Annotated in this window: 17 protein-coding genes; 5 read left to right on the top strand and 12 right to left on the bottom strand. The window is 57.5% G+C overall.

Annotated elements, in window-relative coordinates; translation table 11 throughout:
• Nucleotides 1-12: 12 nt before the first annotated feature.
• Complete coding sequence (locus OKF39_RS12010) at nt 13-540, bottom strand: helix-turn-helix domain-containing protein (protein WP_045260498.1); 528 nt, start codon at nt 538-540, stop codon at nt 13-15.
• A gap of 92 nt (nt 541-632) precedes the next feature.
• Here OKF39_RS12010 and OKF39_RS12005 point away from each other — a divergent pair, with 92 nt between their 5' ends.
• Entirely contained in the window at nt 633-1,805 is a 1,173-nt protein-coding gene (locus OKF39_RS12005; protein WP_248199005.1) for a benzoate/H(+) symporter BenE family transporter, read from the top strand.
• Here the strand turns inward: OKF39_RS12005 and OKF39_RS12000 are convergent.
• A complete protein-coding gene (locus OKF39_RS12000; protein WP_193051943.1) occupies nt 1,779-2,651 on the bottom strand; it encodes a helix-turn-helix transcriptional regulator in 873 nt (290 codons plus the stop codon). The two genes, OKF39_RS12005 and OKF39_RS12000, sit on opposite strands and share 27 nt — an antisense overlap.
• A 174-nt stretch (nt 2,652-2,825) precedes the next feature.
• Here OKF39_RS12000 and OKF39_RS11995 point away from each other — a divergent pair, with 174 nt between their 5' ends.
• The gene (locus OKF39_RS11995; protein ID WP_479982945.1) at nt 2,826-3,722 is read left to right on the top strand and encodes a DMT family transporter; all 897 of its coding nucleotides are present in this window, start codon (nt 2,826-2,828) and stop codon (nt 3,720-3,722) included.
• Between the two features lie 34 nt (nt 3,723-3,756).
• On the opposite strand, the gene OKF39_RS11990 is transcribed toward OKF39_RS11995, so the two are convergent.
• Both OKF39_RS11990 and OKF39_RS11985 read right to left on the bottom strand, forming a co-directional pair.
• Nucleotides 3,757-4,431, bottom strand: coding sequence for a DUF3313 domain-containing protein (locus OKF39_RS11990; RefSeq protein ID WP_028013119.1), 675 nt, complete (start codon nt 4,429-4,431; stop codon nt 3,757-3,759).
• 134 nt (nt 4,432-4,565) lie between these two features.
• Nucleotides 4,566-6,161 carry an ABC transporter substrate-binding protein gene (locus OKF39_RS11985; protein ID WP_479983809.1) on the bottom strand — a complete coding sequence of 532 codons (1,596 nt, stop codon included), beginning with the start codon at nt 6,159-6,161 and terminating at the stop codon, nt 4,566-4,568.
• Nucleotides 6,162-6,272: 111 nt separating this feature from the next.
• On the opposite strand from OKF39_RS11985, the gene pepT reads away from it, so the two are divergent.
• Nucleotides 6,273-7,502, top strand: a complete 1,230-nt coding sequence (gene pepT / locus OKF39_RS11980; RefSeq protein WP_100170311.1) for a peptidase T — start codon at nt 6,273-6,275, stop codon at nt 7,500-7,502.
• Here the strand turns inward: pepT and tehB are convergent.
• Both tehB and tehA read right to left on the bottom strand, forming a co-directional pair.
• Entirely contained in the window at nt 7,499-8,092 is a 594-nt protein-coding gene (tehB, locus tag OKF39_RS11975; protein ID WP_100170312.1) for a tellurite resistance methyltransferase TehB, read from the bottom strand. The two genes, pepT and tehB, sit on opposite strands and share 4 nt — an antisense overlap.
• The gene (gene tehA / locus OKF39_RS11970; RefSeq protein ID WP_479982944.1) at nt 8,092-9,093 is read right to left on the bottom strand and encodes a dicarboxylate transporter/tellurite-resistance protein TehA; all 1,002 of its coding nucleotides are present in this window, start codon (nt 9,091-9,093) and stop codon (nt 8,092-8,094) included. Before tehA ends, tehB begins: the two co-directional genes overlap by 1 nt.
• Before the next feature lie 122 nt (nt 9,094-9,215).
• Between tehA and ydcK the strand changes: the two genes are divergently transcribed.
• On the top strand, nt 9,216-10,196 hold the full coding sequence (ydcK, locus tag OKF39_RS11965) for a YdcK family protein (RefSeq protein ID WP_479982943.1): 981 nt from the start codon (nt 9,216-9,218) through the stop codon (nt 10,194-10,196).
• Here the strand turns inward: ydcK and rimL are convergent.
• From rimL to OKF39_RS11945, 4 genes are all read right to left on the bottom strand, one after another.
• The gene (gene rimL / locus OKF39_RS11960; protein ID WP_479982942.1) at nt 10,191-10,739 is read right to left on the bottom strand and encodes a 50S ribosomal protein L7/L12-serine acetyltransferase; all 549 of its coding nucleotides are present in this window, start codon (nt 10,737-10,739) and stop codon (nt 10,191-10,193) included. The genes ydcK and rimL overlap by 6 nt on opposite strands.
• A gap of 45 nt (nt 10,740-10,784) precedes the next feature.
• Nucleotides 10,785-12,440 (bottom strand): glucan biosynthesis protein D, encoded by a 1,656-nt coding sequence (locus tag OKF39_RS11955; protein ID WP_045260490.1) that lies wholly within the window; start codon nt 12,438-12,440, stop codon nt 10,785-10,787.
• A gap of 242 nt (nt 12,441-12,682) precedes the next feature.
• Nucleotides 12,683-13,456 carry a transporter substrate-binding domain-containing protein gene (locus OKF39_RS11950; RefSeq protein ID WP_025756391.1) on the bottom strand — a complete coding sequence of 258 codons (774 nt, stop codon included), beginning with the start codon at nt 13,454-13,456 and terminating at the stop codon, nt 12,683-12,685.
• 10 nt (nt 13,457-13,466) lie between these two features.
• A complete protein-coding gene (locus OKF39_RS11945) occupies nt 13,467-14,636 on the bottom strand; it encodes a pyridoxal phosphate-dependent aminotransferase (RefSeq protein WP_063438032.1) in 1,170 nt (389 codons plus the stop codon).
• Between the two features lie 114 nt (nt 14,637-14,750).
• Here OKF39_RS11945 and OKF39_RS11940 point away from each other — a divergent pair, with 114 nt between their 5' ends.
• Nucleotides 14,751-15,593 (top strand): LysR family transcriptional regulator, encoded by an 843-nt coding sequence (locus OKF39_RS11940; RefSeq protein WP_193531858.1) that lies wholly within the window; start codon nt 14,751-14,753, stop codon nt 15,591-15,593.
• Here the strand turns inward: OKF39_RS11940 and OKF39_RS11935 are convergent.
• Nucleotides 15,580-17,085 (bottom strand): carboxylesterase/lipase family protein, encoded by a 1,506-nt coding sequence (locus OKF39_RS11935; RefSeq protein WP_248203514.1) that lies wholly within the window; start codon nt 17,083-17,085, stop codon nt 15,580-15,582. The genes OKF39_RS11940 and OKF39_RS11935 overlap by 14 nt on opposite strands.
• A gap of 43 nt (nt 17,086-17,128) precedes the next feature.
• Complete coding sequence (gene hglS / locus OKF39_RS11930) at nt 17,129-18,472, bottom strand: 2-oxoadipate dioxygenase/decarboxylase HglS (RefSeq protein WP_028013108.1); 1,344 nt, start codon at nt 18,470-18,472, stop codon at nt 17,129-17,131.
• Between the last annotated feature and the right edge of the window lie 92 nt (nt 18,473-18,564).

The raw sequence follows: 18,564 nt of genomic DNA, 5'->3' as shown, positions 1-18,564 counted from the left end.
TTTTGCGTAGCCTCAGCGGGGATAATGGATCAGAGAGTGAAAATGCACCGGCCTGTCGCTGCTGTTGCGGTAGGCGTGCGGTTTATCGCCGGCAAAACGGACGCCAGAATCGGCATGAACCGTCTGCCACTCGTCGTTGATGTTCATCTCCAGCTCGCCGCTGATGACCACCACATGTTCAATCACGCCTGCCTCATGCGGCGTGGACTCGCTCAGGGCACCCGGTGCCAGCGTGATGGAGAAATGATCGAACCGGAGCGTCTCATCCCAGGGAAAGAGCGGTTTGACCACCATCGCCTGCTGCTGTGAATCAAACACAGCCGGCCTGTCCGCCTCTGGCGTAATGAAAGCGGAAAACGGGACGTTCAGCCCGGTGGCAATTTTCCACAGCGTCGACACCGTCGGGCTGGACTCATTGCGCTCGATTTGCCCGAGCATCGCTTTCGACACGCCCGTTTCGTCCGCCAGCTTCGACAAACTCCAGCCGCGCGCCTGGCGCAGCGTTTTCAGCGTCGCTGCAAGATGTTGTGTAATGTCCATGCTCCCTCCTGATGGCCCTGAGCATACCACTTGTACGCTATAGCGCACAGTGTTACTTTATCGCGGACGTTATAACGCACAGTGGAGTTTCTATGCGCCCTACCTCTCATCTCGTTCCAGTCGTACTGGCTGGATTTGTCGCCGTTCTGGTCGGTTACGCCAGTTCGGCAGCCATCATCTGGCAGACCGCCGCGGCGGCAGGCGCCAGCGCACAGCAGATTGCGGGCTGGATGACCGCGCTGGGGGTTGGGATGGGCGTCAGCACGCTGGCGCTCTCCTGGTGGTATAAAGCTCCGGTGTTGACCGCCTGGTCTACGCCCGGCGCGGCGCTACTCGCCACCAGCCTGCACGGCGTGACGCTGGCCGAGACAATCGGCGTGTTTATCTTCGCCAACGCGCTCATTTTACTCTGCGGCATGACCGGGCTTTTCGCCCGCCTGATGAAGCTGATCCCACACTCACTGGCTGCGGCCATGCTGGCAGGCGTACTCCTGCAGTTTGGGCTGCATGCGTTTGCCCATCTGGACGGGCACTTTCTGCTGTGCGGCAGCATGATTGCCGCGTGGCTGCTGGCGAAAGCGCTGGCACCGCGCTATGCGATCGTCGTTACGCTGCTGGTGGGCGGGATCGTGGCGTGGGCGGGAGGTGACGTTGTCACCGATAAAATCACCATTTCCTTCGTGACACCTGAGTTTATTGCGCCCACGTTCACCTTCACCAGCCTGGTGAGCATCGGCTTGCCCTTCTTCCTGGTGACCATGGCCTCGCAAAATGCGCCCGGTTTCGCGACCATGAAAGCGTCCGGCTATCCGCTGGCGGTCTCACCGCTCATTATTTTTACGGGCGGGCTGGCGCTGCTGCTGTCCCCCTTCGGCGTCTTTTCCATCTGCATAGCCGCCATTACCGCCGCTATCTGTCAAAGCCCGGATGCCCACCCCGATGCCGGTAAACGCTGGCTGGCGGCCATCGCGGCCGGCGGGTTTTATCTGCTGGCGGGAGTGTTCGGCGGATCTATCACCGGGATAATGGCTGCGCTGCCGCTCAGCTGGATCCAGACGCTGGCCGGTCTGGCGCTGCTGGGTACCATCAGCGGGAGTTTATATCAGGCGCTGAATCATGAAGCGGAGCGCGACGCGGCTATCGTCACGTTTCTGATGACCGCAAGCGGCGTCACGATCCTGGGCATCGGCTCGGCATTCTGGGGGCTGGTGCTGGGCGGCGTAAGCTATGCCCTGTTTTCACGCGCTAGACGCGCGCAGCTGTGACGGCGTGATGCCCATGACGCTGCGAAAACGGTTACTGAAGTGGCTGGCGGAGTTAAACCCGCAGGCCAGCGCGATATCCGTCAGCGGCGTCGAGGTATGCTGCACCAGGTTTTTCGCTTTTTCCATGCGCCGTTGCATAACGTACTGATGCGGCGCCAGCCCCGTCGACTGGCGGAACATGCGGGCAAAATGGTATTCGCTGAGTGCGGCCTGCGCCGCGAGATCGGCCAGCGTCAGGGGCTGTCCGAGGTTTTCTTCAATAAAAGCCAGCACGTTGCGCAGAACAAACGGCGATAGCCCGCCGGTAACGACCGGGAGCTTCCACTGAACGTTGGCGTAGTTTTGCAGCAGGTGGGTCAACAGCAGCGTAGAGGCCGTGCTCAGGGTGAGCTGGTTGGCCTGCTGCTGCCAGTCGCAGCCGAGCAGAAACTGGCGGTACAGCGCGGTGATCTTCGGGTCGCTGCCAAAAATGCGCTCGTCCAGAGTCAGCGACAGGGGCCGTTTATCCCAGATTTTTTCGCCCACATCGCGCAGGTGTTCATCGGTGCAGTAGAGATGGACAAACGACAGGTCATCGCGGATATCCCACGTCGATTCGCTCTCTTTCGGCATCAGACAGAAACGGTCCGGTCCCCCGCCGTTCTTCCAGCCGCCCGGCGTCTTTTGATAGCTCTCATAACCGTCGGCGACGTACAGACTAAGGGTATGATGATTGCTTTTAACCGTTATCGTATCGTGCTTGTTGTACCACGCCGCCAGCTGAATGCCGGAATTGAGCGCGACCGTTTCCCGCAGGACCGCATTCTGCTGGCGAAGCGTTTCAAAGGTATCGTAAGCGTGAGACATAACCGTTAGCGCGTTATTGAGTGAACTGTCAGTCTAAGAACTGTTGTCCCCCGTTGCCAGCCCCCGGAAAAGAAAAAAGCGCAAGATTTTGCAAGTCTACCGCAAGCCGGTGAAAGCCCCAGACCGAGGACAGCGCCATACTGCGGGCTTCCGTGGTTTGAGAAGAGAAAAAATATGAACGCGTTATTATACGGACTGGTGGTGATCATCTGGGGAACCACCTGGATTGCCATTTTCCTGCAGCAGGGTCCCGTACCCGCCCCCGTCTCTATTTTCTGGCGTTTCGCGGTGGCCAGCGCCACGATGATGGTGGTGTTACTTGCCCTGCGCCGGTTGCGTAAGCTGGCGCTGCGGGATCATCTGTTCTGCATGCTTCAGGGATGCTGCGTCTTCTGCTTTAACTTCTGGTGTTTTTATACCGCGGCGGCACACATCAACACCGGGCTGGAATCGGTGATCTTCTCCATGGCGGTGCTCTACAACGCCATTAACTGTTTTATTTACTTTGGACAGCGCCCGCCCGCGCGTTTCTGGACGGCGGCGGCGCTGGGTCTTGTGGGGATCGTGACCCTTTTCTGGGACGACCTGCTGGCCAGCGGCTGGAGCGTATCGCTCCTGACGGGCATTGGCCTTTCCGCGCTCGGCACGTACGGCTTCTCGCTGGGCAATATGATCAGCATGCGCCATCAGCGCAGAGGTCTGGAAACCATGACCACCAACGCCTGGGCTATGCTTTACGGCACGCTGGTGATGGGGGGTATTGCGCTCTTCAGAGGCGACAGTTTTACCCCGGAATGGACGGTCACCTATATGGGCGCGCTGCTCTATCTGGCCCTCTTCGGCTCGGTGATTGCCTTTGGTGCCTACTTCACGCTGGTGGGACGTATCGGCCCCGGGAAAGCGGCCTACAGTACGCTGCTCTTTCCGCTGGTGGCGCTCTCTATCTCAACGGTGTATGAAGGCTACGTCTGGCACATTAACGGTATCGTCGGTTTGCTGCTGATTCTGGGCGGGAATATGGTGATGTTCACGAAACCAGAGACCTGGTTCAGGCGTCTGCGTACGGCGTAAAAAAAACGGCCTGCGCAATGCAGGCCGCTTAACGTTATTTCGCTGTTTTATGCACGTCAAACATGGTGGCGTCCGTCGCCATGTCGTCAACAACCTGCTTCAGCGTCGCAAAGGTCATCGGCGTGCTTTCGTTATTCAGCTCTTTACCTTCACCTTTACGAACCACCTTCATCACCGGTTTATTGGTGGCCGCGTCGATCAGCTCACCTTCAAAGTAGAGATGGGTATCCATGGTGCGATGGCCGGTAGCCATCTGCGTACCTGCAACCACCAGCGCGACCGGCACCACTTCATAGAACTGCAGGCCTTCTTTCTGCGAACTCACCCCGGTGATAGCACCGCGGAAAATCAGGCTGTGTTTACCCGGCGTGGTCACAATCGGCTTACGGGTACCAATAGCCGTTTTCATTTTGTTATTGGTGTAATTCAGCAGCTCATCAAGAGTTTGTTTCCCGATCTGAGTCGTCGGTTTTGGCGTTGGATAATAAGTAATTGGCGTCCAGATAATGCTGTCATAGTTGGCTTCGTTATAGGAAGGGTCAACCCAACGCAGCGTTGGTTTACCCGTTGCAGACGTCGTCTGCTGCAAGCCGGAATAATCTTTTAAAAAGCCTGAATATTGTTCTGGAGCCGCGACTTTTGAAGAACAGCCCGCCACTGCCAATAAACCCGTAAGCACTGCAACTTTAAAAAAAGTTTGAGTACGCATGATAGTTTTCCATGTAATCTGCAAGTATGCATTTGAAGTTATAGCAAAAGTTCGGCGGGTTTGTTGTGACAAAAAATGACGTGGGGAGCACAAATTGCGAAAAGAGTGCCCGGCAGCGTACCGGGCAGAGAAAATTACTGATTAATATCCACCTGCCAGAACAAATGTTTGCCAAACGGATCGATTTCGTAACCTGTCACCTCTTTGCGCACCGGTTCGAAGATCGTTGAATGCGCAATCATGACCGCCGGCATCTGGTCATGCATGATCTGCTGCGCCTCTTTATACAGCGCTACGCGCTTGTCGCGATCGGTAGTTGATTTTGCCTCCGCGATAATTTTATCAAACGGCTTATAGCACCACTTCGCCGAATTCGAACCGCCGTTGGCCGAGGTGCAGGTAAACAGCGGGCCAAAGAAGTTATCCGGGTCGCCCGTTGCGGTCGTCCAGCCCATCAGGGCAGCCTGATGTTCACCGTCCTTCACGCGCTTGAGATATTCGCCCCATTCGTAGGTGATAATTTTGGTCTGCACCCCCACCTTCGCCCAGTCAGCCTGAATCATCTCCGCCATCCGTCTGGCGTTCGGGTTATAGGGCCGCTGGACGGGCATCGCCCACAGGTCAATACTCATGCCGCCGGCTAAACCGGCCTCTTTCAGCAACGCTTTCGCTTTTTCAGGATCGTAATCGTAATCCTTCAGCTCGCTGTCAGCGCTCCAGACGCCCGGCGGCAGCAGATTTTTCGCCGCGGTGCCGGTGCCGTGGAACACCGCGTCGATAATGGCCGGCTTATTGATCGCCATCGCCAGCGCCTGGCGAACCTTCACGTTATCCAGCGGCGGCTTTTGGGTATTAAACGCCAGGAAACCCGTGTTCAGCCCGGCCTTGCTCATCAGCGTAATATCTTTATTAGCCTTCATACGCGACAGATCCGCCGGGTTCGGGAACGGCATCACCTGGCATTCGTTTTTCTCAATTTTGGCAAAACGCACGGAGGGATCCGGGGTGATGGTAAAGACCAGCCTGTCCAGCTTTGATTTCCCCTGCCAGTAGTCGACAAACGCCGTAAACAGAATGCGGGAATCCTTCTGATACTGCGCCAGCTTAAACGGCCCGGTGCCAATGGGCTGCATATCCACCTTCTCCGGCGTGCCCGCTTTCAACATTGCATCGGCATACTCCGCGGAGAGGATCGAGGCAAAATACCATGCCAGATCCGCAACAAACGGCGCTTCAGGGTGCGCCAGGGTAAAGCGCACCGTGTGGTCATCGACTTTATCAATAGCGGTAATCAGGCTGCCAAACTCCAGGCTTTCGAAGTTGGAATAGCTGCCGTTTGAGACGTTGTGATAGGGATGGTTCACGTCCTTCTGGCGCATAAACGAGAAGATCACGTCATCGGCGTTAAAATCGCGGGTCGGCGTGAAGAATTTATTGCTCTGAAACTTCACCCCTTTACGCAGATGGAAGGTATAAACCTTGCCGTCGTCGCTCACCTCCCAGCGCTCTGCCAGGCTCGGCACCAGCTCCGTGGTACCGGGTTTGAAATCGACCAGCCGGTTGTAGACCGGCACTGCGCTGGCATCCACGCTGGTGCCCGAGGTGTATAACTGGGGATTAAAGTTTTCCGGTGACCCTTCGGAGCAATACACCAGCGTTTTCGCGGCTACGGTGGAACTGACCGTGAGCGCAGCGAGTGCCAGCGTTAACGTTGTGCGTTTGCTTGTCATCATTTATTCCTGTCTTTTTAATTCGACGGCTAATTAATTCTTTTGCCATTTCATAAATAACATTAAAGTGAAGTGGCAAACACCCGAAAAATAAATAAGGAAGAAAACACTATGGGCTCGCCGCTTTCCAGACAATTAACGCACCGTTTTTTCCGCTATCTTGCGATTACCAGCCAGAGCGATCCGAAAGTGAAAACTCTGCCCTCGACGCCGGGCCAGCACGACATGGCGCGAGAGCTGGCGCAGGAGCTGGCGCAGCTGGGGTTAGACGACATCGTGATTGACGAATTCGCGACCGTGACGGCAGTTAAAAAGGGCAACGTGCCCGGCGCGCCGCGCATCGGCTTTATTACCCACATTGATACGGTAGACGTCGGTTTATCACCGAATATTCATCCACAAATATTAACGTTTAATGGTGAAGATCTCTGTCTGAATAAGGAAAAAGACATCTGGCTGCGCGTGAACGAGCACCCGGAAATTCTGGCTTATCCGAATGAGGAGATTATTTTCAGCGACGGTACCAGCGTATTGGGCGCAGACAATAAAGCGGCGGTGACGGTGGTAATGACCGTACTGGAAAACCTCACCGCTGAGCATCAGCATGGCGACATTGTGGTCGCGTTTGTGCCCGACGAAGAGATTGGCCTGAACGGCGCCAAGGCGTTGGATCTGAAACGCTTCGACGTGGACTTTGCCTGGACCATCGACTGCTGTGAGCTGGGAGAAATTGTTTACGAGAATTTTAACGCGGCAGCGGCAGAGATCCACTTCACCGGCGTGACGGCGCACCCGATGTCCGCCAAAGGGGTACTGGTGAACCCGTTATTGATGGCGACCGACTTCATCAGCCATTTCGACCGCCAGCAAACCCCGGAGTGCACCGAGGGCCGCGAGGGCTATATCTGGTTTAACGGCATTCAGGCCGGACAGAACGACGCCGTGCTAAAGGCTAATATTCGCGATTTTGATAAAGCCAGCTTTGCCGCCCGCAAGCAGCAGATTGCGGACGTCGCCGCGCTGATTGCCGCCCAACACCCGACGGCGAAGGTCGACTATCGCATTGAAGATACCTACAGCAACATCAGCAATGCGATTGGTGAAGACCGGCGCGCCATCGACCTGATGTTTGAGGCGATGAAATCGCTCGGCATCACCCCAAAACCGATCCCTATGCGCGGCGGCACGGACGGTGCGGCGCTGTCGGCAAAAGGGCTACTCACCCCGAACTTCTTCACCGGCGCGCATAATTTCCACTCGAAGTTTGAGTTCCTGCCGCTGTCGTCGTTCGAGGCGTCTTACAAGACTGCCCTGCAGATCTGCCTGCTGGCCGCCCGTTAAGCGGGCTTGCGCGCCAGCATAGTGGCAAAGCGCAGCTTGATGCGGTTGCCGTTTTCATCGGTGCGGTGCAGTTCGCCAACCTCTTCGTTGTATTTGAGCAGCTCCCAGCCTTCGTAGTAGCTGCTCAGCTCACCGCTTTTGAACGCAAACGGGAAGCCGACGGTGCACGGGTAATCCGCCGTGTCCATCGCGGCAACGATCAGGTTGTAGCCGCCGGGTTTGGTGCAGCGCTGCATGTTGGCGATAAGGCCCGGAATGGTTTTTGCCTCCAGGAACATCAGCACCACGGTGGAGAGAATAAAGTCGTACTCGCCGTCAAAGCTCAGGCTGTTAAGATCTTTGACGGCAGTGTGCAGATTCTCAATCCCTTCTGCCACCTTGATACGCTCAATGTTATCAACGCTCATCGGGTTTTTATCCCAGGCGGTCACCTCGTGGCCGTTGGCCGCCAGGTAAAGGCTGTTGCGGCCATTTCCGCAGCCCAGATCCAATGTCTTGCCGGGCTTTACGATCCCGGCGCTGTACAGCACCTCTGAATGCGTGCGGGTTAAGCCATATTTCTCTGTGAAGTAATTTTCATCGACAGCCATTATTTTTCCTCAGATTGCATAAGCAGTGCCTTATCAGTGCGCACCATAAGTTTGCCCTGAATCAGCAGAATAAATGTACGGACCAACAGCATCCCAATGATGAGATTGGTAAAGATAAACAGCGGCACGGCAATGGCGTGGAAGAATCCAGACGAACTGCCGTGACCCAGATGCAGCCCGGTGGTAGCCAGAGCCGACACGCCAAACGAGAAACTCCAGAAGGAGGCGTTAAACGGCTGAGACACATACCACGGCAGCAGGCGCAGCATAAAGAGCAACTGCAACAGGCCGTAGCCAAAGAGCATTTTGGCGAAGGTGTCGGCTTCCCCACCGTTGACGCTAAACCAGGCGCTGCACGCCACCAGCGCGGGCGCCAGCTGAATGCCTAAAGCGGTGCGCTGCGCGGTGGGAAGCTCCCCGGCGCTACGAAGACGCTGGAGGATCACCGGCTCCAGGCTGAGCCAGGAAAAGACGCCCGCACCGAGAAAAACGAGCCCTGCATCGTTGAACCCCAGAGCACCGCACGCCATCGCGCTGATGAAATTATTCGCCACCGTCGGCAGATACAATCCGGGCGTGGTGGCCTCCTGCGGGTGCCTGCCTCGCCAGAGCCCGGCGCTTTGCCAGGCGGAATAAGCAAGCTGTAACACCACGCCCACGCCGAACAGCGCCAGCGATACCGGGCGGAACCAGGGCACAAAACCGATGGCGACCAGCATGGTGGTGGCCGGAAAAAGGCTGACGAAGCTGCTCATCACCGGATGGCGCATCTCTGCCAGCACGCTGTGCGGGAAACGGATCGCACGGGTAATAAACGCCGTCGTCAGTAAAAACCAGCAGGCAACTGCGAGAGCGACCAGAATCTCACCCGGCCAGCGCGTCACCGGCCACAGGGTGCTGGCGTATCGCCAGGCGAAACCCATGCCGATGATGCCCAGCACCATGCCAAAATAGCCTGCGGGAAGGTTAAGCGCCTGTTCAGGTTTATTTAATTTATCCATTAATTTGAATTTTTAAAATGTATTTTAAATGCCATTTTAAGGGGTTTCAGCAACGGATGCCAGCACAACGGAAAGCCGAAAGTTTGCTACGTTTAGTGAAGACGCATATCAGGGACCCCACGATGAATAAGTATCGGCTCAGCGATGAAACCCGGCTCTGGCAATGGAAAAATGGCGAAACATCCCACTCAACGACGCTGCGGCAGATTATCGCTACGGTGGACTTTAACGATGTGAAGGCCGGCACGAAAGGCGGCTGGATTGACGATGAGCGCGCCCTTGCGCAGGATGGAGACTGCTGGATCTACGATGAAAACAGCGTGGTATTCGCTGGCGCAACCGTGTCCGGCAACGCGCGCCTGACCCTGCCGTGCACCGTCAGCCATGACGCGCATATCGGCGATAACTGCTGGCTTGACGCCGCAGAGGTCAGCCACGGGGTGCGAATAAGTGACAACGTCACTATTCAGCACTCCTGCGTGCGGGGTGAGTGCCATCTCTACGGCGATGCGCGCGTGCTGCACAACAGCGTCATCATTGCCGCTAAAGGACTCACGCCGGACCACGACCAGATCCTGCAAATCTACGGCAAGGCGACGGTAAGCCGATCGCGCATTGTGCATCAGGCACAAATATACGGCGAGGCGATGGTGAATAACGCGTTTGTTGAGCACCGCGCCGAAGTGTTCGACTGCGCGATCCTCGAAGGTAACGAACTCAACAACGTCTGGGTGTGCGACTGCGCCAAAGTGTACGGCAACGCCCGCGTGATAGCCGGTTTCGACGATGACGCCATCCCTACCGTGCGCTACAGCTCTCAGATTGCCGAGAACGCCGTGGTGGAAGGAAACTGCATCATCAAGCACCACGTCCTGATCGGCGGTCAGGCATGGCTGCGCGGCGGGCCGATCATGCTGGATGATAAAGTGGTGATTCAGGGACGCGCGCGGATCAGCGGCGACGTGCTGATTGAGCATCGGGTAGAAATCACCGACGATGCGGTGATAGAGGCCTTTGCTGGTGAGAGCATTCACCTGCGCGGTGAAAAGGTGATCAACGGCGACCAGCGCATCACCCGCACGCCGTTGCTGGGAGCGCTATAGGGTATAAATTTTGCCGTAGATGTTCACATCGTCATAGGCGCCATTCAGATATTCCGCTTCCCGCAGGCACCCTTCCAGCGTAAAACCGTTGCGCAGGGCCACGCTGTTGCTGTGCTGATTCGCCACCCGACACTTGATCACAAAACGGCGGATCTCACCGCGCTCAGCGTAGTAGCGCATAAACGCCTGCAGCGACTGCGAGAGGATCCCCTGCCCCTGGTGTGCTTCATCCAGCCAGTAGCCGATGTACGCGGCTTTGTTGGCAGGCTCAATCGCATTAAACGACAGTACGCCGACCAGCGCATCCTCCCTGAAGATCAAAAACATTTTGGCGTAGCCGCGCTGGTGCAGCATCTGGTTACTCTGCACGTTGCGTCGGGTATCGTCCTCGCTGCCCACGTGCTGCGCCCATTCAAAGGCGGTTTGCAGATAGGCTCTGTTTTTGACGACGAGGTTATGCAGTTCGGCGGTGTAACGCTCTTCGACGGCGCGAAGCTCGAGCGCGTCAGATACGGGAATAGTTTCGGATTGTGTTGCGGTCATTGCCCCTCACCCTAACCCTCTCCCACAGGGAGAGGGAATCGATCGTTAACGCATTACCCGGTCATCAACGTAATGACGTTTATCCGGCGCTGGCGGGAAATACTGATACAGCCAGGTTTCACTGATGGCATCGCCCTGGCAGCGCAGGAACAGGCGCATATCCACCGGCTCCGTCGAATCCGACGTTGGGTACCAGTCAAACAGAATGCGATACCCGTCAAACGGCTCAACGTAAAGGATCTCAACCTGCTTCGCTTCACCGCTGGAGAGCGTAATCACCGGCTCAATGCCTTTTGGCGCAGCGGCCTTCAGGTCGCCGCCGACGAAATCAATCGCAAAGCGGCGGGCCCACACTTTCGGATAGTGTTCGCCCGGCGCCCAGCCCTCAGGGAATCCGCCCATGCCGGTGCGGGTCGCGTAAACGTTGGCCAGCGGGGAACGCACCGGCGGCTGCGCGCTCCAGTAGAGACGATATTTAAAGTCCAGCTCGTCGCCCGCTTTCACCGGTTTTTCCGGCTGCCAGAAGCAGACCACGTTATCCAGCGTTTCACCGGTGGTTGGGATCTCCATCAGCGCGATAGATCCTTTCCCCCAGTCATTGCGCGGCTCAACCCACAGGCTCGGGCGCTTGTTATACCAGCCCATCACGTCCTGATAGTGGGAGAAATCGCGATCGAGCTGCAGCAGGCCGAACCCTTTCGGGTTTTTGTCCAGATAGGCATTAAACTGCAGCTTCTGCGGGTTATTGAGCGGACGGCAGATCCACTCCCCGTTGCCGCGCCACATTGCCAGGCGGTCGGAGTCGTGGATTTGCGGGTGAATGGTGTCGCACATGCGGCGTTCGTTGTTGCCACAGCTGAACATGCTGGTCATCGGCGCGATGCCCAGCTGCTTAATGTCCTTACGTGCGTAGAGGTGGTTTTCCACCTCCATGATCACCTGGCTCTTCTCGCAGTGGATCACGAATTTATAGGCACCGGTGACGCTCGGGCTGTCCAGCAGCGTATAGACGGTAAAGGTGGTATCGCCAGGCTTGACGGTTTCAAACCAGAAGGAGGTGAAGTCCGGGAACTCTTCCGGGGTGTCGGTAAAGGTATCTACCGCCAGACCGCGCGCGGAAAGCCCGTACTGGTAGGTGTCGTCCACCGCGCGGAAATAGCTCGCCCCGAGGAAAGAGACGATATCGCGGCGCGCCAGCTCAGGCGCTTTAAAGGCGCGGAAGCCCGCGAAGCCGAGATCGCTTTGCCCTTCCAGCTGTTTGGTATCGACACCCGTGTCTCCGTAGCTGAACAGCTCAGGGCGGAAGTGGATCTCGCGCGCCATAGAGGTAGACTGGTCCAGCGAGAACATCCGCACGCGGCGGCGGAACCCCATTCCCATATGGAAGAACTGCACGTCCAGCTGACGCCCTTCAATGTTGTTCCACAGAGACTGTTTTTCATCGTAGCGGATGGCGTTATACGCCTGCGGCGTCATGGTCGCCAGCGTCTCCGGCAGCGGACGCGGCGCGCCACCCCACGGGGTTTTCGCCAGGTCATGCGCCATGGATTGCAGTACGGAGAAGTCAAACCGACGGCTCTGACCGTCAGCGATGTCAGAGTCAGCCGCGTATGCCGCTTTGGAAAACAGGGAAGCAAGGCCGGAGGTGCCGCTCAGGGCTGCCACAGCCAGCGAGCCTTTTAGAAAACGTCTGCGATTCATGCCTGGAAAAACGTCCTTATGGTCGTGTGAATGTGTTTCGCGCTCGGCGAAATGACGGCAAGAAAGAACGCACAGCCTAAACAAAAATGGTTAAGAATCCAATTGTTGGCCGGTGATTATCTGAACAAAGTGAGAAATATTTTCTGTCGACCAGAACGGCCCGAAAGTGGTGTAAAGAAAGCCTGGAAAATGTGTAGAAAAATGCCCCGTCAGGACATCAGCTGACGGGGCCAATGAGGCGGTTATTTTACGCTGACATCGATACCCGGGAAGTACTTATCAGCGAGTTTGGCGATCGTGCCGTCGGCACGTACTTTATCAATGGCGGCATCAAGCTGCTTTTTGGTGGCCTCGTCACCTTTGCGCAACCCAAAGCCGATCCCACTGCCGAGGATAGTGTCGTCAGACACCGGTTTGCCGATGAAGCCAAACCCTTTTCCCTGCGGCTTGCTGAGGAAACCCGCCTGCCCGGCCGCGGACATGACCAGCGAGGCATCAATGCGGCCATTCAGCAGGTCACCCCAGGCCATATTCTGATCTTTATACGACACCACGGTGACACCCTGCTTTTCCCAGTGCTCTTTGGCATAGGTTTCCTGAATAGACCCCTGCAGCACGCCGATGGTTTTCCCCTTCAGCCCTTCAGGCGTTGCTTCGACCGCCGTACCGGCCTTGCCCACCAGCTGAGACGGAATGCGGTAGATCGGCTGGGTAAAATCGATGCTCTTGCGGCGCTGTTCGGTGATATTCATCGCCGAATTGATGGCGTCAAACTTCTTCGCCACCAGCCCCGGGATCAGCGCGTCAAACGAGGTTTCGACCCAGCTGCACTTCAGCGCTGCCGCTTTGCAAATGGCATTTCCCAGCTCAACGTCAAACCCTTCCAGTTCGCCTGCCGCATTACGGCTTTCAAACGGCGGGTATTCCGCTTCCAGACCGTAGCGCAGCTCGGTGGCCGCGAAGGAGGAAAAGGTACACAGCAATCCCATGCCGACAACTAACGCGCGTAATTTCATCTCATACTCCTTAGCGTGGTTTAACCCGACACAGGGCTTGAGCACCTGCCCGTAACGTCGCCTCATCTTTCGCAAAAGAGAGACGAATCAATTTATTATCCGTGCCGTCGGCATAAAACGCCGACAGCGGAATGGTGGCAACACCGTACTCAACAATCAGCCGCTTCACCAGCTCGCTGTCGCGCTCGTCACTGAACTGGCTGTAGTCCGCCAGCATAAAGAACGACCCGGCGCTCGGCAGCAGGGTAAACGGCGAATCGGCCAGCAGGCCGTGCAGCAGATCGCGCTTACGCTGGTAAAACGCCGACAGCGACAGCCAGGTTTGCGGATCGGTCATGTGTTCTGCAAACGCGTATTGCATTGGCGTATCGGCAGAGAACATCAAAAATTGATGGACTTTACATATCTCGTCCATCAGCTCTGCGGGTGCCACACAATAACCCACGCGCCAGCCGGTGACGTGATAGGTTTTTCCGAAAGAAGAAATAATCACGCTACGTTCCGCCAGCTGCGGGTGCGTGGCCATCCCGTGGTGCGGTTCCCCATCAAACACGACGTGTTCATACACTTCGTCAGACAAAATAATGATGTCGGTATTGCGCGTCAGCGCCGCCAGCTGCTGCAGGTCGTTGGCTGAAAAGACCTGGCCGCTCGGGTTGTGCGGCGTATTGATGATGATCATGCGCGTGCGCGGGGTGATTGCCGCACGGACCTCATCCCAGTTGACGGCAAAATCCGGCACCGTGAGCTTGATGGCGACAGGCGTTGCCCCCTGCAGACGAACAATCGGCGCGTAGCTGTCAAACGACGGCTCAAAGTAGATCACCTCATCGCCAGGGTGCACCAGCCCGCTTATCGCCGAATAGAGCCCTTCGCTGGCGCTGGCGGTGACCAGCACCTCGCTGGCAGGGTTATACTGCGTGCCGTAGAGCGCGGCAATCTTATCGGCGATGCGTTCTTTGAGCGGCTGCAGCCCGGTCATCGACGCATACTGGTTATGCCCTGCCTCCATCGCGCGGGTAACGCCGGCGATCAGCTTCGGGTCGCAGGAAAAATTCGGTGCCCCCTGAGAAAGGTTGATGGCGTTATGCTGGGCCGAAAGCTGGCCGATAACGGTAAAAATGGTGGTCCCCACGTCTGGCAGCTTAGAGCGCGTTTGCACCGGCGTTCGTAAAGTCATCCTCTTTCCCTTCTCATGGATATTGCATAACTATTCAAACAACAACTCCGTTGCCGGGACAATCGAATTGTTGTCATAATAGCCATGAGAAAAATGCATAGCTGAGGTGTTTCAATGTCACGCCGTTCGCTCCCGCTCAATGCCATCGACGCATTTTTAGTCACCGCGCGTCATCTGAATCTTACCCATGCCGCCGCGGAACTCTGCCTGACGCAGGGGGCCGTGAGCCGTAAGATTGCCTCCCTTGAAGCCTGGTTTGGCTTTCCGCTGTTTGAACGCCACGCGCGCGGGTTGCGTCTCTCCCCTCAGGGCAGCGCCCTGCTTCCCGAACTGCAGTCCTCCTTCGAACAGCTGCTGAGCGTGGCCGACCAGGCCCGCAGCCAGCACACGGTGATCCGCCTCAAGGCCCCCACCTGCGCGATGCGCTGGCTGGTGCCGCGCCTGCTGGAAGTGGAGCGCGAGCAGCCGGATCTGCAGATCGCGCTCACCACCACGACCGATCATAACGTCAATTTCAAAACCGAATCTTACGATGCCGCCATCGTCTTCGGCACGCACATGAGCGCAGGCGATCTGCTGTTCGAAGAGGCGCTGACGCCGGTGTTCAGCCCCGTGCGAGCGGGTGCCGCGCTGGGTTCGCTGACGTTTCTTCATCCGACAAGGGATAAGACAGACTGGTCACTGTGGCTGGCGAATCAGGAAGGTCCGGGCTTTGCTATGCACAAAAATCAACACTTCGATACGATGGATCTCGCCATTACCGCCGCCATTCAGGGACTGGGCGTAGCCATTGCCGACGAAACGCTGGTGGCAGAAGATATCCGCGCCGGAAGGCTAATGCGGCCCTATGAGACCAGCATTAAAACCGGCGCGAGCTACCGGCTGGTGCTGCGCGAAACGCCTTGTCAGGAGAATGGTCTGGCGGCGTTTCGCGCCTGTTTGCTTAATCGAGGCTGACGTGGTGCTTCATTACGCGCTTGAAGAGGCTCATGCGGGCGCGCATAAAGCGGTTTTCAAGCCTGAAACCTGCATGTTTATTCACACCAATGCGTAACAGCACGTCCCGCCCTTTGCGGCAGGCGGGCCAGCGCGTCGGCCCGTGAAGGCTGTCATGCGTTCCGGCATCGCGCGCAAAGCTCACCCAGTAATCAGCTACCTGGGCGGCAAACGCCAGATCCCGTTCGTTAACGTACTGGCGCGAAGGCTCCACCTGCCCGAGGGTATCGAACGCGTACGGCACCTCATTGCCGTGCCAGGCACCGTTGATATAGGTGGCGTGTTCCGCTTCGGCCACATAGTCAAACCAGTAGCGCCAGCAAAGCCCGCCGACGCGCTGCTGGGCCTGCATCACCACGTAGCCCATAGTGGTGAAGGCCATGTCGCGGCACACCTGCCTGCCGAGCTCCTCGTCGCCCTTCACGCCCGGATAAAGCAGCTTGATGAGCCCCAGCCCGAAGCGGCGCTCCCGGCGAAGCTTCTGGATCTGCCCGGCGAGATCGACACCAAACACCGCCATCACGCTGGCTTCATCGCTGTTGGAGCCAATCATCACCGGCACGGGATGCTGGCGGGCGGCGAAAAAGACGTCCAGCATCGCCTCCGGCAGAACGCAATCCCCAACGATAGGGGCCGGGGCGACGTTCAGCGGCGAGGTCAGCGGCCAGAACGCCTCGGGCGGGATCGCGCGCAGCTGCTCTGCCGTCGCATTTTCCAACCCGAAGTGGGCGGCCAGCGCTTCCCCTTTTTGCAGGGCCTGCGCGCGCGGCGTATCCGGCAAAGTGTACCCGCTTTGCACTATCGCCTTATGGAATAGTCCTTCCGCCAGCGGCGAGGCCAGCAGCGACAGCACGCTGCGCGCGCCGGCGGATTCACCAAACAGGGTCACGTTATTCGGGTCGCCACCAAACGCGGCAATATTATCCCTCACCCATTCGAGCGCGGCGATCTGGTCAAGCAGGGCAAAATTATGCACCACCCGCTCCTCTTCCCCTTCCAGAGCGGGATGGGCGAAGAAGCCGAGATGGCCGAGACGGTAGTTAATCGTGACGACAACCACCCCGCGGGATGCCAGGGCTTTGCCGTTATACGGCGGCAGGCTTCCGGCGCCGATCGTAAACCCGCCGCCGTGAAGCCAGACCATGACCGGCAGCGGCCCGGTACGGTCGATAGGGGACCAGACGTTCAGATAGAGGCAGTCTTCAGAAAACTGGCCGGGATCGCCCCCGCCCAGCTCCTGACAATATTCACTGCTTTGCCAGCTTGAGGGCGAAAAGTCGGTAGCTGCACGCACGCCATCCCAGCGTTCCGGCGGCCGGGGTGAGCGCCAGCGCCAGTCGCCAACGGGCGGTGCGGCATAGGGAATACCGCGCCAGAGGTGAACGTTTTCATCGGTTAAACCAGACAGTGCGCCCTGGCGCGTTTCAACCACAGGGGCGGAAGGATTTTGCATAACGACCTTATTTTTTCCATCACCCCCCTGAAGAGTAACGATTTCAGAGCAAACCGCAACGCTGTTTGCTGCGCGTTTCCGCCTCCTCGTAGAGCGTAAATTCGTCATACACCGGGCAGCCGAGCGCGGCTTCAAACGCATTGCGGCTGGCATTTCCGTGGCTGCGCGCCTGGGTTTCATTCCCGAGATTGGACTGGAAAATCCCCGCCGCGCTGACCGGAAGGAAATCTTCGTAAATTATCGGCTGGGCCACCACCCACCCGCGCTCGATCAGCGGCTGCGGGTCATCCCCCGGACGAAACGCGTGACGATGGGCCTCTCCCGCTGGGGTCAGGCGATAGCGAAAATACGCCAGCTCCTGACGGCGCAGGAACATTTCGCTGTCCGGGAAGGCGCTGAAAATCTCCCGCAAATGCAGCTGGTGCGTGAGGTTATCTTTTCCGGTTCCGGCCTGGGCCAGCAGGCTATCGTACAGTTCACGGCCTTTCGGGGTCAGTGCCACGCCGCGCTGTTCAATTTCACCGAAGCGCGCGGTGTGGGTGCCTTTATGTTCCCCGGCGAAAAGCACCGGCTCTTCGAGGGCTTTAAAGCTGGTCTGACGCAGCAGGATCGGCACTTCACGACGCGGCGGCCCTTCGATCAGAATTTTGGGCTCAATCCCGTACTTCGGCATCAGCTCCTGCACCCGGTCAATGTCCAGCGTGCGCGGCGTGAGGTGGTTGATATGGCACCCCGGGAAGCAGACCACGTCAGCTATCAGGCGGTGCTCGTTACTCAACGCCAGGTAGGTCTCCTGGTCGACCGTTGCATGACGGTGCCAGCGGAAGGTTTCTAACGCTTCCTGCACAAACTCGTGCGCCTGCGCTTCGGTAAAGTGCCCTTCCGACTCATGGAGGTCAATAAGTTCCAGACAGCGCGGCGTAAAGATGTTCCGCTGAGAGAGAATTTCTGCCGCCCGCTCGCGTAACGCCACGTTTTCAATCAGCTCAAGGCGCAGCAGTGAGGTAAAGATACGAAACGGATTGCGGCACAGCGCCGCATCGTCAACCGGACGAAACGCCGTTGAGTGGACCGGTACCCCCGCCTGAGAAAGATCGTAATAGCTGACCGGGAACATGCCCATGATGGCAAACATACGACGCAGGGTGGAAAGCTCTTGTGCCGTACCGACGCGGATCGCCCCGTGACGCTCCACGTTCAGGCGTGCCAGCTCGTCGGCGTTCGCCAGTTGTTCATGTAATAGTGGATTATTTTCCAGAACCGCCAGGTTTACGTCCGCGACCAGCTCAAGCAAGGTGCCGTACTGCGGAACTTCCTGCTGGTACATCGCCGACATAGCCTGCGAAAAATGTTCCCGAATATCATCAGCCGTGATGGTGTTCGCCATGATGTCATGCCTCCAGTGAATATTACCTGGAGTGTAGAGAAGGCCGTTCCTTCCGGGGGGAAGAATTTCTGATTTGTGATCTTAAGACGCCA

The sequence above is a fragment of the Enterobacter cloacae complex sp. HYC042_NIDB genome (assembly GCF_056673315.1).
This window is presented reverse-complemented; position numbering and strand designations above follow the sequence as displayed.